Annotated in this window: 26 protein-coding genes and 3 tRNA genes; 24 read left to right on the forward strand and 5 right to left on the reverse strand. The window is 69.3% G+C overall.

The window, feature by feature from the left end; genetic code table 11:
* Positions 1 to 26: 26 nt before the first annotated feature.
* The 3 genes from PD653B2_RS06020 (at position 27) to rpmG (ending at position 453) form a co-directional block, all read left to right on the forward strand.
* Positions 27 to 99: transfer RNA gene (locus PD653B2_RS06020), tRNA-Thr, on the forward strand.
* Between the two features lie 55 nt (positions 100 to 154).
* Positions 155 to 228, forward strand: a tRNA-Met gene (locus PD653B2_RS06025).
* A 54-nt stretch (positions 229 to 282) separates the two neighbouring features.
* Entirely contained in the window at positions 283 to 453 is a 171-nt protein-coding gene (rpmG, locus tag PD653B2_RS06030; protein WP_085871411.1) for a 50S ribosomal protein L33, read from the forward strand.
* Between the two features lie 86 nt (positions 454 to 539).
* Here the strand turns inward: rpmG and PD653B2_RS06035 are convergent, their stop codons facing one another.
* Positions 540 to 1,541: a hypothetical protein gene (locus PD653B2_RS06035; RefSeq protein WP_133058952.1), complete on the reverse strand. Its 1,002-nt coding sequence runs from the start codon at positions 1,539 to 1,541 to the stop codon at positions 540 to 542.
* Between the two features lie 38 nt (positions 1,542 to 1,579).
* Here PD653B2_RS06035 and PD653B2_RS06040 point away from each other — a divergent pair, with 38 nt between their 5' ends.
* Genes PD653B2_RS06040 through PD653B2_RS06050 form a run of 3 tightly spaced genes read left to right on the forward strand, consistent with a single transcriptional unit; the run spans position 1,580 to position 3,388 of the window.
* A complete protein-coding gene (locus tag PD653B2_RS06040) occupies positions 1,580 to 1,981 on the forward strand; it encodes an FAS1-like dehydratase domain-containing protein (RefSeq protein ID WP_085871413.1) in 402 nt (133 codons plus the stop codon).
* On the forward strand, positions 1,978 to 2,370 hold the full coding sequence (locus PD653B2_RS06045; protein WP_085871414.1) for a MaoC/PaaZ C-terminal domain-containing protein: 393 nt from the start codon (positions 1,978 to 1,980) through the stop codon (positions 2,368 to 2,370). Before PD653B2_RS06040 ends, PD653B2_RS06045 begins: the two co-directional genes overlap by 4 nt.
* Positions 2,363 to 3,388 (forward strand): UDP-N-acetylmuramate dehydrogenase, encoded by a 1,026-nt coding sequence (locus PD653B2_RS06050; protein WP_085871415.1) that lies wholly within the window; start codon positions 2,363 to 2,365, stop codon positions 3,386 to 3,388. The genes PD653B2_RS06045 and PD653B2_RS06050 overlap by 8 nt, the downstream gene beginning before the upstream one ends.
* Positions 3,389 to 3,391: 3 nt before the next feature.
* Here the strand turns inward: PD653B2_RS06050 and PD653B2_RS06055 are convergent, their stop codons facing one another.
* From PD653B2_RS06055 to PD653B2_RS06070, 4 genes are read right to left on the reverse strand one after another with little or no spacing between them, the layout of a single operon-like run.
* Positions 3,392 to 3,859 (reverse strand): DUF4190 domain-containing protein, encoded by a 468-nt coding sequence (locus PD653B2_RS06055; RefSeq protein ID WP_207559342.1) that lies wholly within the window; start codon positions 3,857 to 3,859, stop codon positions 3,392 to 3,394.
* Positions 3,860 to 3,886: 27 nt separating this feature from the next.
* Entirely contained in the window at positions 3,887 to 4,357 is a 471-nt protein-coding gene (locus PD653B2_RS06060) for a DUF4190 domain-containing protein (protein WP_085871416.1), read from the reverse strand.
* Positions 4,354 to 5,409, reverse strand: a complete 1,056-nt coding sequence (locus PD653B2_RS06065) for an adenosine deaminase (RefSeq protein WP_085871417.1) — start codon at positions 5,407 to 5,409, stop codon at positions 4,354 to 4,356. The genes PD653B2_RS06060 and PD653B2_RS06065 overlap by 4 nt, the downstream gene beginning before the upstream one ends.
* Positions 5,410 to 6,627: a pyridoxal phosphate-dependent aminotransferase gene (locus PD653B2_RS06070; RefSeq protein ID WP_085871418.1), complete on the reverse strand. Its 1,218-nt coding sequence runs from the start codon at positions 6,625 to 6,627 to the stop codon at positions 5,410 to 5,412.
* Between the two features lie 191 nt (positions 6,628 to 6,818).
* Here PD653B2_RS06070 and PD653B2_RS06075 point away from each other — a divergent pair.
* The 18 genes from PD653B2_RS06075 to PD653B2_RS24785 all read left to right on the forward strand — a co-directional run bounded on the left by PD653B2_RS06075 (position 6,819) and on the right by PD653B2_RS24785 (position 22,511).
* Positions 6,819 to 6,891: transfer RNA gene (locus PD653B2_RS06075), tRNA-Trp, on the forward strand.
* 38 nt (positions 6,892 to 6,929) lie between these two features.
* Complete coding sequence (secE, locus tag PD653B2_RS06080) at positions 6,930 to 7,205, forward strand: preprotein translocase subunit SecE (protein WP_085871419.1); 276 nt, start codon at positions 6,930 to 6,932, stop codon at positions 7,203 to 7,205.
* Between the two features lie 42 nt (positions 7,206 to 7,247).
* Positions 7,248 to 8,195, forward strand: coding sequence for a transcription termination/antitermination protein NusG (nusG, locus tag PD653B2_RS06085; RefSeq protein WP_414689153.1), 948 nt, complete (start codon positions 7,248 to 7,250; stop codon positions 8,193 to 8,195).
* Positions 8,196 to 8,379: 184 nt separating this feature from the next.
* Complete coding sequence (gene rplK, locus PD653B2_RS06090; RefSeq protein ID WP_085871421.1) at positions 8,380 to 8,814, forward strand: 50S ribosomal protein L11; 435 nt, start codon at positions 8,380 to 8,382, stop codon at positions 8,812 to 8,814.
* Positions 8,815 to 8,893: 79 nt separating this feature from the next.
* Positions 8,894 to 9,616: a 50S ribosomal protein L1 gene (gene rplA / locus PD653B2_RS06095; protein ID WP_085871422.1), complete on the forward strand. Its 723-nt coding sequence runs from the start codon at positions 8,894 to 8,896 to the stop codon at positions 9,614 to 9,616.
* A gap of 277 nt (positions 9,617 to 9,893) precedes the next feature.
* Positions 9,894 to 10,595: a 50S ribosomal protein L10 gene (gene rplJ / locus PD653B2_RS06100; protein ID WP_085871423.1), complete on the forward strand. Its 702-nt coding sequence runs from the start codon at positions 9,894 to 9,896 to the stop codon at positions 10,593 to 10,595.
* Positions 10,596 to 10,683: 88 nt separating this feature from the next.
* Complete coding sequence (gene rplL, locus PD653B2_RS06105; RefSeq protein WP_085871424.1) at positions 10,684 to 11,076, forward strand: 50S ribosomal protein L7/L12; 393 nt, start codon at positions 10,684 to 10,686, stop codon at positions 11,074 to 11,076.
* A gap of 278 nt (positions 11,077 to 11,354) precedes the next feature.
* Positions 11,355 to 12,308: an ABC transporter ATP-binding protein gene (locus PD653B2_RS06110; RefSeq protein WP_085871425.1), complete on the forward strand. Its 954-nt coding sequence runs from the start codon at positions 11,355 to 11,357 to the stop codon at positions 12,306 to 12,308.
* Positions 12,309 to 12,316: 8 nt separating this feature from the next.
* Positions 12,317 to 13,102 carry an MlaE family ABC transporter permease gene (locus PD653B2_RS06115; RefSeq protein WP_085871426.1) on the forward strand — a complete coding sequence of 262 codons (786 nt, stop codon included), beginning with the start codon at positions 12,317 to 12,319 and terminating at the stop codon, positions 13,100 to 13,102.
* Between the two features lie 3 nt (positions 13,103 to 13,105).
* Positions 13,106 to 13,933, forward strand: a complete 828-nt coding sequence (locus PD653B2_RS06120) for an MlaE family ABC transporter permease (protein WP_085871427.1) — start codon at positions 13,106 to 13,108, stop codon at positions 13,931 to 13,933.
* A gap of 5 nt (positions 13,934 to 13,938) precedes the next feature.
* Complete coding sequence (locus PD653B2_RS06125) at positions 13,939 to 15,219, forward strand: MCE family protein (RefSeq protein ID WP_085871465.1); 1,281 nt, start codon at positions 13,939 to 13,941, stop codon at positions 15,217 to 15,219.
* The gene (locus PD653B2_RS06130) at positions 15,216 to 16,250 is read left to right on the forward strand and encodes an MCE family protein (protein ID WP_085871428.1); all 1,035 of its coding nucleotides are present in this window, start codon (positions 15,216 to 15,218) and stop codon (positions 16,248 to 16,250) included. Before PD653B2_RS06125 ends, PD653B2_RS06130 begins: the two co-directional genes overlap by 4 nt.
* 64 nt (positions 16,251 to 16,314) lie before the next feature.
* Positions 16,315 to 17,283 (forward strand): MCE family protein, encoded by a 969-nt coding sequence (locus PD653B2_RS06135; protein WP_085871429.1) that lies wholly within the window; start codon positions 16,315 to 16,317, stop codon positions 17,281 to 17,283.
* 1 nt (position 17,284) lies between these two features.
* Positions 17,285 to 18,427: an MCE family protein gene (locus PD653B2_RS06140; RefSeq protein ID WP_085871430.1), complete on the forward strand. Its 1,143-nt coding sequence runs from the start codon at positions 17,285 to 17,287 to the stop codon at positions 18,425 to 18,427.
* Between the two features lie 8 nt (positions 18,428 to 18,435).
* Entirely contained in the window at positions 18,436 to 19,875 is a 1,440-nt protein-coding gene (locus tag PD653B2_RS06145) for an MCE family protein (RefSeq protein WP_165763342.1), read from the forward strand.
* Complete coding sequence (locus PD653B2_RS06150; RefSeq protein WP_085871432.1) at positions 19,872 to 21,158, forward strand: MCE family protein; 1,287 nt, start codon at positions 19,872 to 19,874, stop codon at positions 21,156 to 21,158. Before PD653B2_RS06145 ends, PD653B2_RS06150 begins: the two co-directional genes overlap by 4 nt.
* A gap of 7 nt (positions 21,159 to 21,165) precedes the next feature.
* Entirely contained in the window at positions 21,166 to 21,768 is a 603-nt protein-coding gene (locus PD653B2_RS24780; RefSeq protein ID WP_165763343.1) for a hypothetical protein, read from the forward strand.
* Positions 21,765 to 22,511, forward strand: coding sequence for a J domain-containing protein (locus PD653B2_RS24785; RefSeq protein ID WP_165763344.1), 747 nt, complete (start codon positions 21,765 to 21,767; stop codon positions 22,509 to 22,511). The genes PD653B2_RS24780 and PD653B2_RS24785 overlap by 4 nt, the downstream gene beginning before the upstream one ends.
* The last annotated feature ends 13 nt before the right edge of the window (positions 22,512 to 22,524 follow it).

A 22,524-nucleotide genomic window follows, 5' to 3' on the forward strand; every position in this document is an offset into this window, starting at 1 on the left:
CCCCCTGTGTATTGTTCTTCGTCGTTGCCCCTTTAGCTCAGTCGGCAGAGCGTCTCCATGGTAAGGAGAAGGTCTACGGTTCGATTCCGTAAAGGGGCTCTGGGTTCGGGAGGCACCGACCAGTTAGTCTGGTCGGTGCGCACCCTGTCCCCGTGGCGGGGTAGCTCAGGTGGTTAGAGCACACGACTCATAATCGTGGTGTCGCGGGTTCGAGTCCCGCTCCCGCTACTCGTACGTGTTCGACAGCAGCACCCAGCAACGCCCATCGACAAAGGACTTCCCGTGGCTAGCAAGAGCTCCGACGTTCGCCCCAAGATCACGCTCGCGTGCGTGGACTGCAAGGAGCGCAACTACATCACCAAGAAGAACCGTCGCAACGACCCCGACCGCATGGAAATGATGAAGTTCTGCCCGCGCGATCGCAAGCACACCCTGCACCGCGAGACCCGCTGATCCCACCGTTTGGTGAGGTGGTTGCCCAGCAGCCGTCCCGTGCACGACCGACCCGTCAGGAGCGCTCCTGACGGGTCGATGTCATTTCAGACCGAGCAGTGCGGGCGCTGCCACCGGGCGAAGTCGGAGACGTCGAGACGCAGCAGCATCGGGACGACGGGCCGCCCGCCGAGGTCCTGGTAGCGCTTCGCGCCGGCCTCGCTGACCACCCAGAGCGAGTCGTCGCCGACGAGGTCCATCCCCTCAGCGCCGGGGACGAACGCCCGCCGGTGCGTGCCCGCGGGGCCGACCAGCACGCCGCAGCGGGTGACCGACTGGGCGAACCACGCGGCGGCCGGCCGCCCGCCGAACGAGCCCCAGACGGCGCCCTGGGTGGCCGGCGGCGCGCTGGTCGAGCCGCTCGCCATGTCCGAGGTGACGTCCAGGACGGACGAGCCGAGGATGGTGTCGGTGTCGAACCAGTCGACCTGGGCCCGGCGATGCGGGTACCAGCGGCCGACACCGAGCCGGCCCCCGCCGTCGACCACCGCGAACGACCCGCGCAGCGGCGGCGTCAGCGCCCAGACCCGCTCGACCTCGAGCGTCTCCGGGTCGATCAGCCACAGTCGGGTCGTCTCGACCAGCCACAGCCCGTGGTCGTCGCGGACCAGGCCGCCGCCGTGGCGGCACTTGAGCGGGTCGCGGTCACCGACCTGGCCGGCCACCGGGTCCAGCCGGTCCACGACCTTGCCCGTCCGCACGTCGACCCGCTCGATGATGCAGTAGCGGTAGTGCACCGGTGACGCGCCGTTGAAGCCGCTCACCCAGGCGGTGCCCCCGGCGACGGTGACGCCCTGCGGGATGAAGCCCCTGCCGGTGCGCAGCCAGACGCCCGCGCAGACCGCGTGGTCGTTGGCGAACCGGTCGAGCTCCTTCTTCGGCAGGTACGACGGCGGCCGGCCGCGCACGTCGTCGTACGAGATCGGGCCGCAGCCCTCGCGGGCGTCGACCTCGCCGGCGTCGTAGCCCTCCGGTGGGGTGCTGCCGGCACCCGAGGTGCAGGCCGCGGCTCCCAGGAGCAGGGCGAGCAGGACCGACACCCCCCGCACCCGGAACCATCGGCTCGGCCATTGGCTAGGTTGGCGGCATGCCAGTCGACCAGTCGCTCGTCGGCCGGGTCTTCCCACCCACCCGACCTTATGTCGTGTCGGAGGAGAAGATCCGCACCTTCGTCGAGTCCACGGGTGGCGGGTACGCCGGCGGCCCGGCGCCCGCGACCTTCCCGATCGTGCTCGCCTTCGAGGCGATGAACGCGTTCCTCGAGGCCGAGTCGATCGATCTCTTCCGGATCGTGCACGGCGAGCAGAAGTTCGCCTACGAGCGTCCCGTCCTGCCCGGCGACGTACTCACCGCGACTCTCACCGTCGCGACGCTGCGCCAGATCGCGGGCAACGACATCATCGGCACGACCAGCGAGATCACCGACGGCTCCGGCGCCCTGGTCTGCTCGACGTCGGCGACCCTCGTGCACCGGGGGGCCGACGGATGAGCCTCGACACGCAGGTCTTCACGATCACCCGCGCGGACCTCGTCCGCTACGCCGAGGCGAGCGGCGACCACAACCCGATCCACCAGGACGAGTCCGTCGCGGTGGGTGTCGGCCTGCCCGGCGTGATCGCGCACGGCATGTACACGATGGCGCTCGCGGCTCGCGCGGTCTCGGCGTGGTTCCCGGACGCCGAGGTCGTCTCCTTCGGCTGCAAGTTCACGAACCCCGTGGTCGTCCCCGCGGACGGGGGCGTCGACATCGAGGTCGCCGGCGAGGTGAAGTCGGCCGAGGACGGACTGACCACCGTCGCGCTGACGGTCACCTGCGACGGCGTGAAGGTCCTCGGCATGCCTCGTGCTGTCCTGCGGGAAGCAGCCCTGCGTGGCTGAGCTGCTCGCCGACCACACCACGCTCCGCCTCGGCGGGCCGGCCGGCCGGTTCGTCAGCGCGACGACCGACGACGCGCTGGTCGAGGCGGTCGGCGCCGCCGACGCCGCGGGCGAGCCGCTGCTCGTCCTGGGCGGCGGCAGCAACCTCGTGGTCGCCGATGCCGGCTTCCCCGGGACCGTTGTCCACGTCGCGACGCGGGGCGTCAGCCCGGACGTGGAGGACGAGGCCTCCTGTGGTGGCGTCCTGGTCACCGTCGCCGCGGGGGAGACCTGGGACGACCTGGTCGCCCTCGCCGCCGAACGGAAGTGGATCGGCATCGAGGCCCTCTCCGGCATCCCCGGCTCGGTCGGCGCGACGCCGATCCAGAACGTCGGCGCCTACGGCCAGGAGGTCAGCCAGACGATCGCGTCCGTGCGGGTCTGGGACCGCAAGCTCCGTGGCGTGCGCACCTTCGCCAACGCCGACTGCGGCTTCGGCTACCGGACCTCTCGCTTCAAGGCGGACCCCGGACGACACGTCGTCCTGTCCGTCACCTTCCAGCTGCGCCAGGGCAGCCTCGGCGAGCCGGTGGCGTACGCCGAGCTGGCCCGCACCCTGGGCGTCGACATCGGCGCCCGCGCCCCGCTCGCCGACGTACGTCGCGCCGTGCTCGGTCTGCGGGCCGGCAAGGGCATGGTGCTCGACCCGGCCGACCACGACACCTGGAGCGCCGGGTCGTTCTTCACCAACCCCGTGGTCGCGGCCGCGGCGGTCCCGGCGGGTGCGCCGGCGTGGCCGCAGCCCGACGGCTCGGTCAAGACCAGCGCCGCCTGGCTGATCGAGCACGCCGGCTTCGCCAAGGGCCACGGCACCGACCGGGCGGCGCTCTCCGGCAAGCACACGCTGGCGCTGACCAACCGGGGAGCCGCGAGCACCGACGACCTGCTCGCGCTCGCCCGCGAGGTGCGGGACGGCGTCGAGGCGCGCTTCGGCATCCGCCTCGTCAACGAGCCGGTGCTGGTCGGCGTCGAGCTGTAGCCGCTAGTACCCGTTGTCGTTGATGGTGGTGCCGCTGTCGCTCGCGGCGACGACCACGAGTCCGAGGAACGCGATCAGCACCACGACCGCGACGATCAGGAGCACCGTGCCGATGATGCCCATGACCCGGCCGGCGTTGGCGAGCTCGCGGCCGCTGTAGGCACCCGGGTTGGCGTCGATCTCCTTCACCGCCCGGCCGCCGATCACCCAGGCGAAGGGCGACAGCACCAGCGTGATGCCGCCGCAGACGAGGACGCCGGCGAGGCCGACGAGGCTGAGGACCAGCGCCGTGGTCGCCGAGGGGTGCGCCGGCACCGGGGGCGCGAAGCTGTACTGGCCGTACGGCGGCTGCCCGGGCTGGGGCTGGGGCTGGGGCTGTTGGTACGGCTGGCCCGTCGGCCGTGGGCCGTACGGGTCCTGCCCGTAGGGCTGGTGCGTCGGCGGGGGCTGCTCGGGGTCGGAGCCACTCATGCGGTCATTGTCGCAGGCTCGGCGGACTCAGGAGTTCGTGAACGTGGTGTCGTCGAAGCCACCGTTGACCGCGACCACGATGACCACCACCACGGCGATGATGGCGAGCACGAGCAGGACGGTGCCGACGATGCCGAGGATGAAGCCGGTCATCGCCAGCCCGCGGCCGCCGAGCTGGCCTTCCGACCGGTCGATGCGCTTCATCGAGATCCGGCCCATGATGAGCGCCGCGGGCGAGCCCAGCAGGCCGACGCCGTAGCCGCACGACAGCACCAGCGACACGATCCCGACGATCATCGCCGCCAGGCCGAGGCCCTCCGTGGGCGGCGTCTGCTGGTAGGGCGGGTAGCCCGAGGGCGGCGGCGCGCCGTACGGCTGCTGGTAGGGCGTCTGCTGGTAGGGCTGCTGGGCATAGGGGTTCGGCTGGTACGGCGGGGGCGCGCCGCCGCCGTACGGGCCCGGCTGTTCGGGGCCGGGGCCGGGATCGGAGGAACTCATGGAGTCATCGTCTCAGGCCCGGCCGCCAGCCACCGGTCGACGTCGGTGGTGATCGCGGCCTTCACGTCGTCCGGCGCCCGGGAGGCGCGCACCGACATCCGGGCCAGCTCGGCCAGCTGGGCGTCGTCGAGCTCGTGCGCGGCGCGCATCGTGGCGTACTGCCCGGCCAGCCGGGAGCCGAAGAGCAGCGGGTCGTCGGCGCCGAGGGCGACCGTGGCGCCCGCAGCCAGCAGCGTGGGCAGCGGCACCGACGTCAGGTCGGAGTAGACGCCGAGCGCGACGTTCGAGACCGGGCAGACCTCCAGCGCGACACCGGCCTCGACGATGCGGTCGAGGAGCGCGGGGTCCTCGGCGGCGCGGACGCCGTGGCCCAGGCGGTCGGCGTGGAGGGCGTCGAGGCAGAGCCGGATGTGCTCCGGACCGCGCAGCTCGCCGCCGTGCGGGGTCAGCAGCAGGCCGGCGCGCTCCGCGATCCGGAAGGCGCCCGCGAAGTCGGCGGTGCTCCCGCGCCGCTCGTCGTTGGACAGCCCGAAGCCGACCACCCCGCGCCCGGCGTACTGGCCGGCCAGCCGGGCCAGGGTGCGGGCGTCGAGGGGGTGCCGGGTGCGGTTCGCCGCGATGACGACCGCCATCCCGAGCCCGGTCCCGGCCGAGGCGTCGCGGACCGCGTCGAGCACCAGGTCGGTGAAGGCCGTGATCCCGCCGAACCTCGCGCCGTACCCGCTGGGGTCCACCTGGATCTCCAGCCACCGGCCGCCGTCGCGGACGTCGTCCTCGGCGGCCTCACGCACCAGCCGGCGCACGTCGTCCTCCGTGCGCAGCACCGAGCGGGCGACGTCGTAGAGCCGCTGGAAGCGGAACCAGCCCTTCTCGTCGGCCGCCGAGAGCACCGGCGGCCACTCGGTGACGAGCTGGTCGGGCAGCGAGATCCCGTCCCGGTCGGCGAGCTCGAGCAGCGTGGCGTGCCGCATCGACCCGGTGAAGTGCAGGTGCAGGTGCGCCTTCGGGAGCTGGTGAAGGGACCTGCTGGCGGTCGAGCCCGGCGCGACCACTCAGGCGAAGAGCTTCTGGAGCCGGGTGATCCCCTCGACGATGTCGTCGTCGCCGAGCGCGTAGGAGAAGCGCAGGTAGCCGGGGGAGCCGAACGCCTCACCGGGCACGACTGCGACCTCGACCTGGTCGAGGATGTACTCCGAGAGCTGCGCGGACGTCTCGATCAGGGTGCCGTCGTACTCCTTGCCCAGCAGCCCCTTCACCGACGGGTAGGCGTAGAACGCGCCACCCGGCATCGGGCAGACGACGCCGTCGATCTCGTTGAGCATCGACACGATCGTCTTGCGACGCCGGTCGAAGGCGGTCTTCATCTTCTCGACGGCGGTGAGGTCGCCCTCGAGCGCGGCGAGCGCGGCCCGCTGCGAGACGTTGGCGACGTTGGACGTCGCGTGCGACTGCAGGTTGGTGGCGGCCTTCACCAGGTCCTTCGGCCCGATCATCCAGCCGACGCGCCAGCCGGTCATCGCGTAGGTCTTCGCGACGCCGTTCACGACGACGGTGTTGTCGGCGAGGAACGGGCACAGCACCGGCATCGAGCCGGTCTCGATGCCGTCGTACACGAGGTGCTCGTAGATCTCGTCGGTCAGCACCCAGAGGTCGTGGTCCTCGACCCACCGGCCGATGGCCCGGATCTCGTCGGAGGTGTAGACGGCCCCGGTCGGGTTCGAGGGGGAGACGAAGAGCAGCACCTTGGTCTTGTCGGTGCGGGCGGCCTCGAGCTGGTCGACGGTGACCTTGTAGTCCTGGGTCTCGTCGGCCAGCACCTCGACGGCGGTGCCGCCGGCGAGCTGGATCGCCTCGGGGTACGTCGTCCAGTACGGCGCCGGCACGATCACCTCGTCGCCCGGGTCGAGCATCGCGGCGAACGCCGCGTAGATGGCCTGCTTGCCGCCGTTGGTGACCAGCACCTGGGCCGGCTCGATCTCGTAGCCGCTGTCGCGCTTGGTCTTGGCCGCGATCGCCTTCTTGAGCTCGGGCAGGCCCCCGGCAGGCGTGTAGCGGTGGTTCTTCGGGTCGCGGCAGGCCTCGACGGCGGCCTCGACGATGTAGTCGGGCGTCGCGAAGTCGGGCTCGCCGGCGCCGAACCCGATCACGGGTCGACCCTCGGCCTTGAGCGCCTTGGCCTTCGCATCGACCTTGAGCGTGGCGGACTCGGCGATGGCGCCGATCCGTTCGGAGACGCGTCGGGTGCGGGGCGTGGTCTCGGCTGAGGTCATGCGACCATCGTAGGGCGGGCCCCCGGGCCCGCGACCAGCCGGTTTCCCCACGGGTGGCGCTGCGGGATCCCAGCCGGTTTGGACTGGGCCTCGGTGCACCCCGTAGACTCCCCGTTTGGTGGATTCCCACAGGCTCAGCCCTGCCCTCGCGGTGGTGCTGGCGGCGGGGGTCATCTCGCAGCACGCTGCGAAGGGCACTAGCTCAACTGGCAGAGCATCGGTCTCCAAAACCGAAGGTTGGGGGTTCAAGTCCCTCGTGCCCTGCAAGACGAACAGGTCGAACCCAGGCCAACGATGACCGGATGGTCGGACGAGGAGAGGTGAAGGACGTGCCGGACAGCAAGGCAGTCCGTGGTTCGCGCGGAGGGAGCTCCCCGAAGCGCACCACACTCCCCGTGTTCTACCGGCAGGTGGTGGCGGAGCTCCGCAAGGTCGTCTACCCGACGCAGGAGCAGCTGGTCACCTACTTCATCGTGGTCATGGTCTTCGTCGTGTTCATGATGGCGCTGGTCTCCGCGCTGGACCTGGGCTTCGGCAAGCTCGTGTTCGCCATCTTCGCCGGCAATTCCAACACCTGAGTCCGGCCACCCGCCGGATGACCAGAGCAGCACCCGAACGTGATGGAGCAGTACGTGTCTGAGCAGGAGAACGACTCGGTCGAGACCGAGGAGACGACGACGTCCGAGACCCCGGACGCCGGGCTCGACGCGACCCTCGAGGACCAGTACGGCGAGCCGAACGACGGCCCCGAGATCGAGGAGAACCCCCGACTCGACGTCGAGGTGACCGACGAGGACACCGACGAGGCCCTGGGTCTCGACGACACCGAGGACGGCGACGCGCACAGCCTCGACCTCAGCGCCATCGAGGGCGACGAGGGCCCGGACGCCGGCTCTGCCGACGACGAGGCCGACGACGAGGCCGATGACGAGGCCGACGACAACGACCCGCTCGAGGTCTTCCGCCGTGAGCTGTGGGCGAAGCCGGGCGACTGGTTCGTCGTGCACACCTACTCCGGCATGGAGAACAGGGTGAAGTCGAACCTCGAGAACCGCATCATCTCCCTCAACATGGAGGACTACATCCACGAGATCGTGGTCCCCACCGAGGAGGTCGCGGAGATCAAGAACGGCCAGCGCAAGATGGTCCGCCGGACCGTCCTGCCGGGCTACGTCCTGGTCCGCATGGACCTGACCGACGAGTCCTGGGCCGCGGTCCGGCACACCCCGTCCGTGACCGGCTTCGTCGGCCACAGCCACCAGCCCGTGCCGCTGTCGATGTCCGAGGTCGAGAACATGCTCGCCCCCGCCGTCGTCGCCCGCGCCGAGGCCGAGGCCGTGGCCGCCGGCACGTCGACCGGCTCCAGCACCACCGCGGCGAAGAAGCCCGTCGAGGTCGCCGACTTCGACGTGTCCGACTCGGTCATGGTCGTCGACGGTCCGTTCGCCACGCTGCACGCGACCATCACCGAGATCAACGCGGAGTCCCAGCGGGTCAAGGCCCTCGTGGAGATCTTCGGCCGGGAGACCCCGGTCGAGCTGAGCTTCAGCCAGATCCAGCGCGTCTGAGCGCAGCGGCACCGCGACCAAGGAGCGGGGGCCGACCGGCGTATCGAGATCCAGAGGATCCCGATTTTGCGTCCCGGCTCGACCGCAGCACAATAGTTAGGTTGCCCAGGCAACGCACACGGTGGCAGAGGGCGTCCGACGACCCCCTCGTCATGACCACGAGACAGAAAGAGACACCAGAGACATGCCTCCCAAGAAGAAGATCGCTGCGCTCGTCAAGGTGCAGCTTCAGGCCGGGGCAGCCACTCCCGCTCCGCCCGTCGGTACCGCCCTCGGTCCGCACGGCGTGAACATCATGGAGTTCTGCAAGGCCTACAACGCGCAGACCGAGTCGATGCGCGGCAACGTCATCCCCGTCGAGATCACCATCTACGAGGACCGTTCGTTCACGTTCATCACCAAGACCCCGCCGGCCGCCGAGCTGATCAAGAAGGCTGCCGGTCTGAGCAAGGGCTCGGGCGTGCCGCACAAGGACAAGGTCGGCAAGCTGACCCGCGACCAGGTGCGTGACATCGCCACGACCAAGCTCCCCGACCTCAATGCCAACGACATCGAGGCCGCCATGAAGATCGTCGAGGGCACCGCCCGCTCGATGGGTGTCACCACCCCGAACGACTGACCTTCCTCCCGCAACACGTGGCAGGGCCGCGCTGGCCCACCTGACCACACCTGGCACTGAAGAAACGAGAGAACCAGACATGCAGCGCAGCAAGACATACCGCGCGGCGGCAGACACGTTCGACAAGGACGAGCTGTACGCCCCGCTGGCCGCGATCAAGATCGCGAAGAACTCCAGCAAGAAGAAGTTCGACGAGACCGTGGACGTCGTCATGCGTCTCGGCGTCGACCCCCGCAAGGCGGACCAGATGGTGCGCGGCACCGTCAACCTGCCCCACGGCACCGGCAAGACCGCCCGCGTCCTCGTGTTCGCGAACGGCGACAAGGCCGACGCCGCCCGTGAGGCCGGCGCCGACGTCGTCGGTGGCGATGAGCTGATCGAGAAGGTCAACGGCGGCTGGCTCGACTTCGACGCCGTCGTCGCGACCCCCGACATGATGGGCAAGGTCGGCCGCCTCGGCCGCGTGCTCGGCCCGCGCGGCCTCATGCCGAACCCGAAGACGGGCACCGTGACGCCGGACGTGGCCAAGGCCGTGACCGACATCAAGGGCGGCAAGATCGAGTTCCGCGTGGACCGCCACGCCAACCTGCACTTCATCATCGGCAAGGCGTCCTTCTCCGAGACCCAGCTCGCGGAGAACTACGCCTCGGCGCTCGAGGAGATCCTGCGGCTCAAGCCGGCCAGCTCCAAGGGCCGCTACCTCCGCAAGGTGACGGTCTCGACGACCATGGGCCCCGGCGTCCAGGTCGACCCGAACCGCACCAAGAACGTCGCGCTCGAGGACGAGAACGCCCCCGCCTGATCAAGCGCCGTACGTCGACCCGCCCGAGAGCATTCGGGCGGGTCGATGTCGATTTGGCGAACCGTCCGGGTCGCCGTACTGTTTCCCCTGAAACCAGAGACCGCCGGTTGTCGTGTCGCATCAGCGTCATGACCGAAGGCCCGTAGAGATGCGGACGACCTGCGCAGGTGTCAGAGCAGGATCCATCGGATCATCCAACGCCCTGAGCATCTGTGCTCGGGGCGTTCGTCTTTCTCCGGGGCCCCCTTCGCGGCGGTCGACCACCGGAAGGAGACCCATGGCGCGGGCAGACAGGCAGGCGGCCGTCGCGGAGATCGTTGACTCGTTCAACGACGCCGACGGTGCCGTGCTGACCGACTACCGCGGGCTCACCGTGAAGCAGCTGCAGGACCTGCGGCGCTCCCTCGGTGCGAACGCCAACTACGCCGTGGTCAAGAACACGCTGGCCAAGATCGCCGCCAATGAGGTGGGCATCAGTGGCTTCGACGACCTGCTGACCGGTCCGACCGCCATCGCCTTCATCAACGGCGACGTGGTCGAGGCGGCCAAGGGTCTGCGTGACTTTGCCAAGGCAAACCCCGCCCTGATCATCAAGGGCGGCGTCCTCGACGGCAGCATCCTGGACGCGAAGGAGGTCGCCAAGCTGGCCGACCTCGAGTCGCGCGAGGTGCTGATGGGCAAGCTGGCCGGCGCGATGCTCGCGTCGCTCAGCCAGGCCGTCTACCTGCTCAACGCTCCTCTCGCCCAGGCCGCCCGTCTCGCGGGTGCGCTGCAGGCGAAGGCCGAGCAGGACCCCTCGATCCTCGCAGGTGGTGCTTCCCAGGACTCCAGTACTGGGCCGGTCGCCGCCGAGGAGGCCCCGGTCGCCGAGACCGAGGCCCCCGCTGACGAGGCTCCCGCGGCCGAGGAGGCTCCCGTCGAGGAAGCTCCCGCGGCCGAGGCCGAGACCTCCGATGAGGGCGAAGCCACCGAGGCCTGAGCGAGAGCTCGGACCGACGTAACCAACCACCTGAAACCCGGCTCGGGCGCAGTCGCGCCAGGGCCACCGAACGGAAGGAACCGCCATCATGGCGAAGCTCACCACCGACGAGCTGCTCGACGCGTTCAAGGAGATGACCCTCATTGAGCTGAGCGAGTTCGTGAAGCAGTTCGAGGACACCTTCGGCGTGACCGCTGCTGCTCCTGTTGCCGTTGCTGCCGCCCCCGCCGCCGGCGGCGGCGCCGCCGCTGGCGACGACGCTGCCGAGCAGGACGAGTTCGACGTCGTCCTCGAGGCCGCCGGCGACAAGAAGATCAACGTCATCAAGGAGGTGCGCGCTCTCACCTCCCTCGGTCTCAAGGAGGCCAAGGACCTGGTGGAGTCCGCCCCCAAGGCGATCCTCGAGAAGGTCGACAAGGCTGCCGCCGAGAAGGCGAAGGAAGCCCTCGAGGGCGCCGGCGCCACCGTCACCGTCAAGTGACCTCTCGGCACTGAAGCACGCCTCACGAGGGGCGGCCACCCATCGGGTGGCCGCCCCTCGTGCCATTTCGCGGCCCCGCGTACAGTGCCCCAGGTCACACCGGTCCAGATGACCTCCGCCGGGAGGTGTAGGTCACGTGGGTGACGGGAAAGAAACCCGCGCGTAACTTCGTGACCGACATCGCGTTGTTACCGGCTAGTGGGAGACGGGCCAGGTGTCAGGCGCGCCCGGCGGGGATCCGGAGCGCGTGCGGTGACGATGGAGGGGCAGGACAGCTCATGGGTGTGGAGATCAAGGTCGACAACCTCAGCAAGTCGTTCGGCAAGCAGCTCATCTGGGGTGATGTCAGCCTGACGATCCCGGCCGGCGAGGTCTCGGTCATGCTCGGCCCGTCCGGCACCGGCAAGTCCGTCTTCCTCAAGGCCCTGATCGGCCTGCTCAAGCCCGACACCGGCTCGATCCTCATCGAGGGCACCGACATCGCCAGCTGCTCGGAGAAGGATCTCTACGCGATCCGCAAGCTGTTCGGCGTGCTGTTCCAGGACGGCGCGATGTTCGGCTCGATGAACCTCTTCGACAACGTCGCCTTCCCGCTGCGCGAGCACACGAAGAAGACCGAGTCCCAGATCCGGGACGTGGTCATGGAGAAGATGGACCTGGTCGGCCTGATCGGCGCCGAGGACAAGCTGCCCGGCGAGATCTCGGGCGGCATGCGCAAGCGCGCGGGACTCGCCCGCGCGCTGGTCCTCGACCCGGAGATCCTGCTGATCGACGAGCCCGACTCCGGCCTCGACCCGGTGCGCACGTCGTTCATCAACCAGCTCTTCATCGACCTCAACGCCCAGATCGACGCGACCTTCCTGATCGTCACCCACGACATCAACACGGCGCGCACGGTGCCCGACAACATCGGGCTGCTCTACCACAAGCACCTCGCGATGTTCGGTCCGCGCGAGATGCTCCTGTCGTCCGAGGAGCCGGTCGTCCGCCAGTTCCTGAACGCGCAGACCGTGGGCCCGATCGGCATGTCCGAGGAGAAGGACGCCGACGAGCTCGAGGCCGAGAAGGACCTCGACATGCCTCCGCTGCCGCCGATCCCGCTGCAGCTCGAGCCGTCGAACGGCATCCCGCGCCGGAGCCAGCGTGAGCCCGGTGGTTGGTGCCGTGACAACGGCGTGACCCCGCCGCCCGGGTCGTTCGACCACAAGATGTCGATGACGACCGGCGGCTGATCACCGACATGAGTTCCATCACCGCGAGCCGGGTGCTCGCGCCGGTCGGGACCGCCGGCAAGCTCTTTGCCTTCGGTCTGGACGTCGCGCGCGGGCTCTTCAAGCGCCCCTTCCAGATGCGCGAGTTCCTCCAGCAGGCCTGGTTCATCGCCTCGGTCACGATCATCCCGACCGCGCTCGTCGCCATCCCGTTCGGGGCCGTGATCGCGCTCCAGGTCGGTGGCCTGATCAAGCAGTTCGGCGCCCAGTCGTTCACGGGCTCCGCGGCCGTCCTCGCCGTGGTGCGCGAAGCGGGCCCGATCGCCACCTCGCTCCTGATCGCCGGCGCCGCCGGATCGGCCATCGCGGCCGACCTCGGCGCGCGCAAGATCCGCGAGGAGCTCGACGCCATGATGGTGCTCGGCATCGACCCGATCCAGCGTCTCGTGGTCCCGCGCGTGCTGGCGTGCATGCTGGTCGCCTTCTTCCTCAACGGCCTGGTCAGCGTCGTCGGCGTGGCCGGCGGCTACGTCTTCAACGTCGTCCTCCAGGACGGCACACCGGGCGCCTACCTGGCGAGCTTCACCGCGCTCGCCCAGCTGCCCGACCTCTGGCAGGGCATGGTGAAGGCCCTCGTCTTCGGCCTCATCGCCGCCGTCGTCGCCTGCTACAAGGGCATGAACGCCGCCGGTGGTCCGAAGGGCGTCGGTGACGCCGTGAACGAGTCGGTCGTCATCTCCTTCATGCTGTTGTTCGTCGTCAACTTCGTGATGAGCGCGATCTACATCCAGCTCGTCCCACCGAAGACGGGTTAGCGGATGGCCAACATCAGGGCCGTCTACGACCGCCCCCTCAAGACCCTCGACAGCCTCGGCGAAGAGCTCCTGTTCTTCATCAAGGCCCTCGCGTGGACCCCGCGCACCATCCGTCGCTACAAGAAGGAGATCCTCCGCATCCTCGCGGAGGTGACCCTGGGCTCGGGCGCGCTCGCCGTCATCGGCGGCACCGTCGGCGTCATCACCGCGATGTGCTTCTTCACCGGCACCGAGGTCGGCCTCCAGGGTTACGCCGCCCTGAACCAGATCGGCACCGCGGCGTTCTCGGGATTCGTCTCCGCCTACTTCAACACGCGCGAGATCGCCCCGCTGGTCGCCGGCATCGCCCTCGCGGCGACGGTCGGCTGCGGCTTCACCGCCCAGCTCGGCGCGATGCGGATCTCGGAGGAGGTCGACGCGCTCGAGGTGATGGCGATCCCGTCGCTGCCGTTCCTCGTGACCACCCGGATCATCGGTGGCCTGATCGCGATCGTCCCGCTCTACGTCGTCGGCCTGCTCTCGTCGTACTTCGCCACCCGGCTGACCGTGACCCAGTTCTTCGGGCAGAGCACCGGCACCTACGACCACTACTTCAACCAGTTCCTGCCGCCCGGCGACGTGCTGTGGTCGTTCGGCAAGGTCCTGGTCTTCGCCGTCACCGTGATCCTGATCCACTGCTACCACGGCTACACCGCCTCGGGCGGCCCGGCCGGCGTCGGCGTGGCGGTCGGTCGCGCGGTCCGGACCAGCATCGTGGCCATCAACGTCATCGACCTGTTCCTGTCGATGGCGATCTGGGGCACCACCACCACCGTGCGGTTGGCGGGGTGACGGCGGTGCGTTCCTCGGCAACCCCCAAGATCGCGGGCGTGGTGTTCCTCTGCCTGCTGCTCGCGGGTGTCTACCTGACCTACGGGATCTTCTCGAAGAAGTTCACGTCCTACGACGAGGTCAAGCTGCAGACATCGACGATCGGCCTCCAGCTGCCCGCGCGCGCCGACGTCAAGATCCGGGGCGTCATCGTCGGTGAGGTGCTGGAGTTCGACACCAACGCCGAGGGCGGTGCCACCCTCACGCTCGGCATCTACCCCGACGAGCTCGACACCATCCCGGCGGGCGTCACCGGCTCGATCGTCCCCAAGACCCTCTTCGGCGAGAAGTACGTCGCCCTCGTGGTGCCCGACGGCGCCCCCTCCGACGACCACATCGAGGCCGGCGCCACCATCGAGCGGACCCAGGTCTCGGTCGAGGTCGAGAAGGTGCTCTCCGACCTCTACCCGCTGCTGCGCACCGTCCAGCCGGCCGCGATCAACCAGACCCTCAACGCCTTCGCCACCGCCCTCGAGGGCCGCGGTGACGAGCTCGGCGAGAACATCGAGGTCGTCAACAGCTACCTCAAGAGGATCAACCCGCAGATCCCGCAGCTGATCGACGACCTGCGGCTCACCTCCACGGTCTCCGACACCTACGCCGCGGTGATGCCCGAGATCGCGGACATCCTCGACGACACCGTGAAGACGACCGGCACCCTCGAGGACCGCGACGTCAAGCTCCACGCCCTCTTCCAGGACGTCGCGTCCTTCTCCGACACGGCCAAGAGCTTCCTCGACGAGAACGGCGACAACCTGATCCGGCTCGGCGACGTGAGCCAGGCGCAGCTGCGGGTGTTCGCGCGGTACTCCGGCGAGTTCAACTGCCTGACCCGGGGCATCGTCAACGCCGGGAAGCTGCAGGCCGAGGCGTTCCGCGGCTTCACCTTGCACATCGTGCTCGAGACGCTGCCCAACCAGCCGCGCCCCTACGGCCCCCAGGACAAGCCCCGCTTCGGGGAGCACCGTGGGTCCAGCTGCCTGCACCTCCCGAACCCGCCGTGGAACCAGTCCAACCCGGTCCGTCACCAGCCCGACTTCAACGACGGCGTCGACGAGCCGACCGGCAAGGGCACCTCGCGTGTCGTGCCCAACCAGTTCTTCCGCACCGCGTCGACCGCTGAGGAGACCGACCTGCTCCAGTCGCTGCTCGGACCCGTCCTCGGCGTCAGCCCCGACGACGTCCCCGACCTCGGTCTCCTCCTCGTCGGCCCGATGGCCCGGGGCGCGGAGGTGTCGCTGCGATGAAGATGCTCGACAAGCGCACCGCCTCCGACCTCGTCAAGCTGGTCATCTTCATCGTGGTGACCACCCTGGCCACCTCGGTCCTCGTGGTGACCATCGGCAACATCTCGTTCTCCCCGAAGACCGACTACAAGGCCGAGTTCGTCGACGCGACCGGCGTGGTGAAGGGCGACGACGTCCGCATCGCCGGCGTCAAGGTCGGCACGGTCAACGACATCGAGATCGTCGACCGCACCCACGCCCTGGTGTCGTTCACCGTCGAGAGCGACACGTCGCTCAGCAAGGCCACGCACGCCTCGATCCGCTACCGCAACCTGGTCGGCCAGCGCTACATCTCGCTCACCGACGAGATCGGCGACTCCGGCACGCTCGAGGGCGGCGACACGATCCCGGTCTCCCAGACCTCGCCGGCGCTCGACCTGACGATCCTCTTCAACGGCTTCAAGCCGCTCTTCCAGGCGCTCTCCCCGGAGGACATCAACAAGCTGTCCTACGAGATCGTCCAGGTGTTCCAGGGGGAGGGCGGCACCATCGAGGGGCTGCTCTCGCACACCGCGTCGGTGACGTCGACGCTCGCGGACCGCGACCAGCTGATCGGCGACCTGATCGACAACCTCAACCAGGTGCTCGACCACATCGGCGACCGCGACACCCAGCTCAGCCGCCTGATCACGACGTTCCGGACGTTCGTGGGGGGCCTCAAGGACGACCGCGAGGCGATCCTCGGCTCGCTCGACCAGATCTCCGCGCTGTCCGTCCAGACCGCCGACCTCGTGTCCGGCATCCGCGAGCCTTTCGTCTCCGACATCACGCAGCTGCGCCGCCTCGCCGGCAACCTCGACAGCGGCAAGGCCGAGCTCGACCGGGCCCTGCAGGTGCTGCCGATCAAGCTCAACAAGATCGGCCGCACCGCGACCTACGGCTCGTGGTTCAACTTCTACCTCTGCCACTTCGAGGGTCGGATCCGGCTCCCCGGCGGCCAGTCCGTCCCCGTGGACTACACGACCGGCAGCGACAGGTGTGATCTGGGATGACCCACCCCACGGAGCTCTTCTCCTCCGCTTCGCTTCCCCGAACGACTCCGAGGGGACCCCGGACATGAGCGTCCCGTTCCGCGAGCGCAACCCCGTGGTGATCGGGGCGATCAGTCTCGCCGTCATCGCCCTGCTGATCATGGCCGCCTTCCGTGCCCAGGACCTCCCGCTCATCGGCGGCGGCGACACCTACTACGCCGACTTCTCCGAGTCGGGCGGCCTCAAGGCCGACGACGAGGTCCGGATCGCGGGCGTCCGGGTCGGCAAGGTCGAGAGCGTCGAGCTCGACGGCGACCACGTCAAGGTCACCTTCCGGGTCAAGACCGACTCCGACTTCGGCGAGCAGACCCAGGCCGCGATCAAGGTCAAGACGCTGCTGGGGGCGATGTACCTCGCGCTCGAGCCGGCCGGTGACGGCCAGCTGGCCGAAGGGTCCGAGATCCCGGTCGAGCGGACCAGCTCGCCGTACGACGTGGTCGACGCGTTCTCCGGCCTCGCCTCGACGTCCGAGCGGATCGACACCGACCAGCTGGCGAAGTCGCTGACGACCCTGGCCGACCTCACCCGCAACACGCCCGAGGAGTTCCGCAACGCGCTCGACGGCGTGTCCCGGCTCTCGACCACCATCGCCTCGCGTGACGACCAGATCGAGTCGCTGCTCACCAACCTCGACCGGGTCACGACCGTCCTCAACGACCGCGACGACGACATCATCGGGCTGATGAAGGACTCCGACGTCCTCTTCCGTGCCCTGGTCGCCCGGCGCGACGCGGTCCACAACCTGCTCGTGTCGACCAGCACGCTCTCCCAGGAGCTGACCGCCCTGATCCGGCAGAGCCGCGACGACCTGAAGCCCGCCCTCGAGCACCTGGAGAACGTCGTGGCCGTCCTCAACAAGAACGAGGACAACCTCGACAACAGCCTGCGGCTGATGGCGCCGTTCTACCGCGTCTTCGCCAGCACCCTCGGGAACGGCCCCTGGTTCGACACCTACATCCAGAACATGCCGCCGGCTCCCCAGGTGGGTGGCTGACATGGGCCTGCTCAAGAGGGCGATCCTCCCCGGCATCATCGTGCTGGCCCTGGTGGCCGCGGCGTTCACGATGTTCAGCAGCGAGGACACCAAGACGGTGACCGCGCACTTCCCGCGGACCATCTCGATCTACGAGGGCAGCGACGTGCGGGTGCTCGGCGTGCCGGTCGGCACCGTCGACAAGGTGACCCCGTCGGGCACCGACGTGGTGGTGACCATGCACTACGACGCCGACGTGAAGATCCCCGCCGATGCGAAGGCGGCGATCATCGCGCCGTCCATCGTCGGCGACCGCTACGTCCAGCTGACGCCGGTCTACGACGGCGGCGCGGTCATGGACGACGGCGAGACGCTCGACGTCGACCGGACCGCGGTGCCGCTCGAGCTGGACCAGATCTACTCCAGCATCGACGACCTCACCGTCGCGCTCGGCCCGACCGGCGCCAACAGGGACGGCGCGCTGTCCGACCTGCTCGAGACCACCGCCGCCAACTTCGGCGGCCAGGGCGCGAAGTTCCACCAGACCATCGAGGACTTCAGCAAGCTCAGCCAGACGCTCGACAACAACAAGGACGAGCTCTTCGGCTCGGCCGAGCAGCTCGAGGGCTTCATCAACACGCTGGCGACCAACGACAAGACGGTGCGCCGCTTCAACCAGTCGCTCTCCGACGTCTCGGTGATGCTGTCGGGTGAGCGCCAGGAGCTGTCGGCGTCGCTCGAGAACCTCGCTACGGCGCTCGGCCAGGTCGGGACCTTCGTGAAGGAGAACCGTGCGGTGCTCGGTCGCAACATCTCCGGGCTCAACCGGGTCACGAAGGTGCTCGTGAAGCGTCGCGGCGAGCTCGACCAGATCCTCGACTCGGCCCCGCTCGCCCTCAACAACCTGGCGCTGACCTACAACCCGGAGGCCGGCACCCTCGACACCAACGCCAACATCGGCGAGGTCTTCAACCAGGTCGAGTCCGACCCGGCGACGTTCATCTGCGGCCTGCTGAGCCAGGAGGACAACTCGGGTGCCCTGTGCGACCTCGCCCAGCAGGCGCTACCCCGCGCTGGTGCGCTCGGCACGGGTGGCGCCGCCCAGCCGTCCGGCGTCAACCTCTTCGACCAGACCCTCGGCGGACTCGTGGGGGCCCAGCGATGAGCAGAGTCATGACCCGCAGGAAGAACCGGGCGATGCAGCGGCTCCGGGCAGTGGTCGCGCTGGCGGCCGGCGCCGTGCTGCTCACCGGCTGCGACTTCGACGTCTACAGCCTGCCCCTGCCGGGCGGCACCGACGTGGGCGACAACCCGATCACCGTGACGGCCGACTTCCGCGACGTGCTCGACCTGGTGCCCAAGTCGACGGTGAAGGTCAACGACGTCAGCGTCGGCCAGATCACCAACGTCGACCTCGATGACGGCCACGCCGTCGTCACGATGAAGCTCCGCAACGACATCGACCTGCCCGACAACGCGGTCGCCGAGATCCGCCAGACCAGCCTGCTCGGCGAGAAGTTCGTCCAGCTGAGCGCGCCCGAGGGCCAGGCTCCGACCGGTGAGCTCGGCGACGGCGACACGATCGGGCTCGAGGCCACCGGCCGCAACCCCGAGGTCGAGGAGGTGCTGGGTGCGCTCAGCCTGCTCCTCAACGGCGGTGGCGTCGCCCAGCTCAAGACCATCGCGACCGAGCTGAACAAGACGCTCGACGGGCGCGAGGACGAGACCCGGTCGGTGCTCGAGCAGATCCGCATCTTCATGACCCAGCTCGACGACAACAAGGACGACATCGTCGACGCGATCGACTCCCTCAACAACCTGGCCGTCTCGGTGCGCCAGCAGCAGGGCTCGATCGACGCCGCTCTCGATGAGCTGCCCGACGCGCTCACCTCTCTCGACCAGCAGCGGTCCGACCTGGTGAAGATGCTCAAGGCGCTCGACCGGCTCGGCGGTGTCGGCGTCCGCGTCATCAACGCCTCGAAGGACGCCACGATCGAGTCGCTGCGCCAGCTCAACCCGGTGCTGACCGAGCTGGCCAACTCCGGTGACGCCTTCGTGAAGTCGTTCAACGTCTTCCTGACCTACCCGTTCGTCGACGAGGTCGTGGGGCGCGACCCGCAGGTCGCCCGCAACCTCCACATGGGCGACTACACGAACCTGTCCGTGCGGCTCGACCTCGACGTGTCCGGCGGCGTGACCGGCCCGCCGACCGAGCTCCCGACGCTGCTGCCCACCGAGATCGACCCGACCAAGATCGTCGACCTCGTCACCCGGTGCCTACGCAGCGGCGACCTGACGAGCAAGCCCTGCCAGAAGCTGCTCAAGAACCTGCAGGGACTGCTCAAGCTGCAGAAGGCCTGCATGAAGCCGAAGAACAAGGACAAGGCCGTCTGCACCGCCCTGAACCAGGTCCCCGGCCTGCCGACCCCCGGTGGCCCGGTCCCGACCACCCTGCCCTCGGGGCTCCCCACGTCGCTGCCCGGGGTCCTCGGCCTGGGGCGGGCCGGCGTCGGGCCGAGCCAGTCGCCGCGAGGCCCGACCTTCGGTGAGCTCAGTCGCGCCTTCGACCCGGCCCTGGTCCGGCTCCTCGTCCCCGGGATGGTGACCCGATGATCAGCCGTCGTACCCGCATCCAACTGCTGATCTTCGTGATGATCACCCTGCTCGGGGTCAGCTACGTGGGCGCGCGCTACGCCCGTCTCGACCGGGTGTTCTTCGACGACCACTACACGGTGGTCGGCCACTTCGCCGAGTCCGGCGGCATCTTCGCCGGCGGCGAGGTCTCCTACCGCGGGGTGCAGGTCGGCCGCGTCGGCAAGCTCGAGCTGACCGACGAGGGCGTCGACGTCTACCTCGACATCGACAACGCCTACGACGACATCCCGGCCGACACCCTGGCCGTGGTCGGCAACCGGTCGGCCGTCGGCGAGCAGTACGTCGAGCTCCAGCCGCAGGCCGACTCCGCGCCGTACCTCGGTGAGCACTCCGAGATACCGGAGTCCGACACCCGCACCCCGATCGCGACGCAGAAGTTCCTGGCCGACATCTCCACGACCGTCGAGTCCGTCGACAAGCAGGCGCTCTCGACGACCGTCGACGAGCTGGGACAGGCCTTCGCCGGGACCGGCCAGGACCTGCAGCGGATCATCGACAGCGGCAACTCGTTCCTCAAGACCGCCGACGAGAACTTCGACACCACGACGGCGCTGATCCGCGACAGCAACACGGTGCTGCAGGGCCAGGTCGACTCCGCGAGCGCGATCCGCACCTTCGCCCAGCAGCTCCGCCTCTTCAGCGGGTCGCTGGCCGGCTCCGACGCGGCGCTGCGCCAGGTCATCGACGACGGCTCGGCGACCGCGACCCAGCTGCGCACGTTCCTCGAGGACAACCGGGTCGACCTGGGCGAGCTGATCAACAACCTGGTCACCACCGGCGACGTGATCGTCAAGCACCTCGACGGTGTGGAGCAGATCCTGTCGATCTACCCGTACGTCGTCGAGGGCGGCTTCACGGTCGTGTCCAAGTCGCCGGACACCGGGCTGTACGACGCCCACTTCGGCATGATCATCACCGACAACCCGGTCTGCCACCACGGCTACGAGGGCACCGACACCCGGCCGCCGCAGGACGGCAGCAACCGGCCGATGAACGTCAAGGCCGGCTGCCGGGAGTCCGCCGCCCAGAGCAACGCCCGCGGCCCGCAGAACCTGCCGCGCGCCGGCGCCGCCTACCGGGCGCCCGTCATCGGGTCCTACGACCCCGACACCCACCGGATGCGCTGGGGCAAGCACGTCGACCCGGCGCTCGCGCAGCCGGGTACGCTCGCCCCGGCCACGTTCGGCGACGACTCGTGGAAGTGGCTCTTTCTCCAACCGTTGACCCAGACCCAGGAGTGACCACCACGTGACCGAGCCCGACGACCGGCGAACGACGGGCTCCGGAGGCGCCGCCCGCTCCGCGACGTTCCGGCTCGTGCTGCTCGGGATCCTCGTGGTCGCGCTCCTGGCCTCGACCGGCATCCTCGTGTGGCTGCTCGCCGATCGACGCGGCGAGGCCGACGACGTGCAGTCGCAGCGCGAGGAGGTGATGTCGCAGACCGAGCAGTTCGTGCTGCGGCTCAACACCTACGGTCCCGACCAGCTCGACGACCAGAACCACCTGCCCGACTACGAGAAGCAGGTCACCGACGTGATCACCTCGAAGTTCGCCACGGACTTCGAGAAGTCGGGGCTGCCGATCGCCGAGAAGGTCGTCGCCCAGTCCGGCTACGCCCGGGCGGCGAAGGTCTACGGGGTCGGCGTCGAGTCGATGGACGAGGACTCGGCCACCGCGATCATCGCGGCCGGCCTGAGCGGCAGCTACCCCGACCCGAAGCATCCCGACGACGCCTCCAAGCGGGTGAGCACCGCGGCCGACGTCCTGCGCTGGGAGGTCAAGCTCGTGAAGGTCGACGGGGAGTGGCTCGTCGACGACTACGGGCTCGCCTCGGGACAGGACGCCCAGTGAGCACCCCGACGACCCCGAGCTGGTACGACATCCTCGGCGTCGCGCCGACCGCCTCGGTGGAGGAGATCAGGGCCGCCTGGCGCTCCGAGATCGCCGACCTCGACCCGACCGACCGCCGCTTCACGATCCTCAACCAGGCCGCCGGGGTGCTCCTCGACCCGGAGGCGCGCGCGGCGTACGACGAGTCCCTGGCCCCCGAACCGGCCGAGCCCGACACCGAGGAGCGCGCACCCGAGCCGGTCGCCGCCGGCCCGCGGGGCCGGACCGTGGTGCCGGGCTGGCTGCTGGTCGGCCTCGCCGTGCTGACGCTGGTGGTCGCCGGCATCGCCTGCTACCTGTGGCTGCGGGTGCCCTCCGACAGCTCCGTCGCCGACGCGACCAGCGCGGCCCAGGCCGCCGCCGAGCGCGCCGTGGTGCCGGTGCTGTCCTACGACGCGGCGCACATCGACGAGTCGCAGGCCGCGGCGCAGCCGTACCTCACCGGCGCCTACCGCAAGGAGTACGACAAGCTCTTCGACGGGATCATCGCCCAGAACGCGCCCTCGACCGGCACCGTGGTCACGGCGGAGCTGGTGCGATCGAGCGTGGTGCGGGCCAGCGACGACCGGGTCCAGGTCTTCCTCCTGGTCAACCAGACCCGGACCAACAAGAAGGACACCGAGCCGCAGCTCTACAAGAACTGGGTCACGGTCACCATGGAGAAGGTCGGGAGCGACTGGCTGGTCGCCGACATGGAGACCTAGGCAACCGAGCCGG

Origin of the sequence: Nocardioides sp. PD653-B2 (assembly GCF_002117935.1) — a bacterium.
Lineage (GTDB): Bacteria > Actinomycetota > Actinomycetes > Propionibacteriales > Nocardioidaceae > Nocardioides.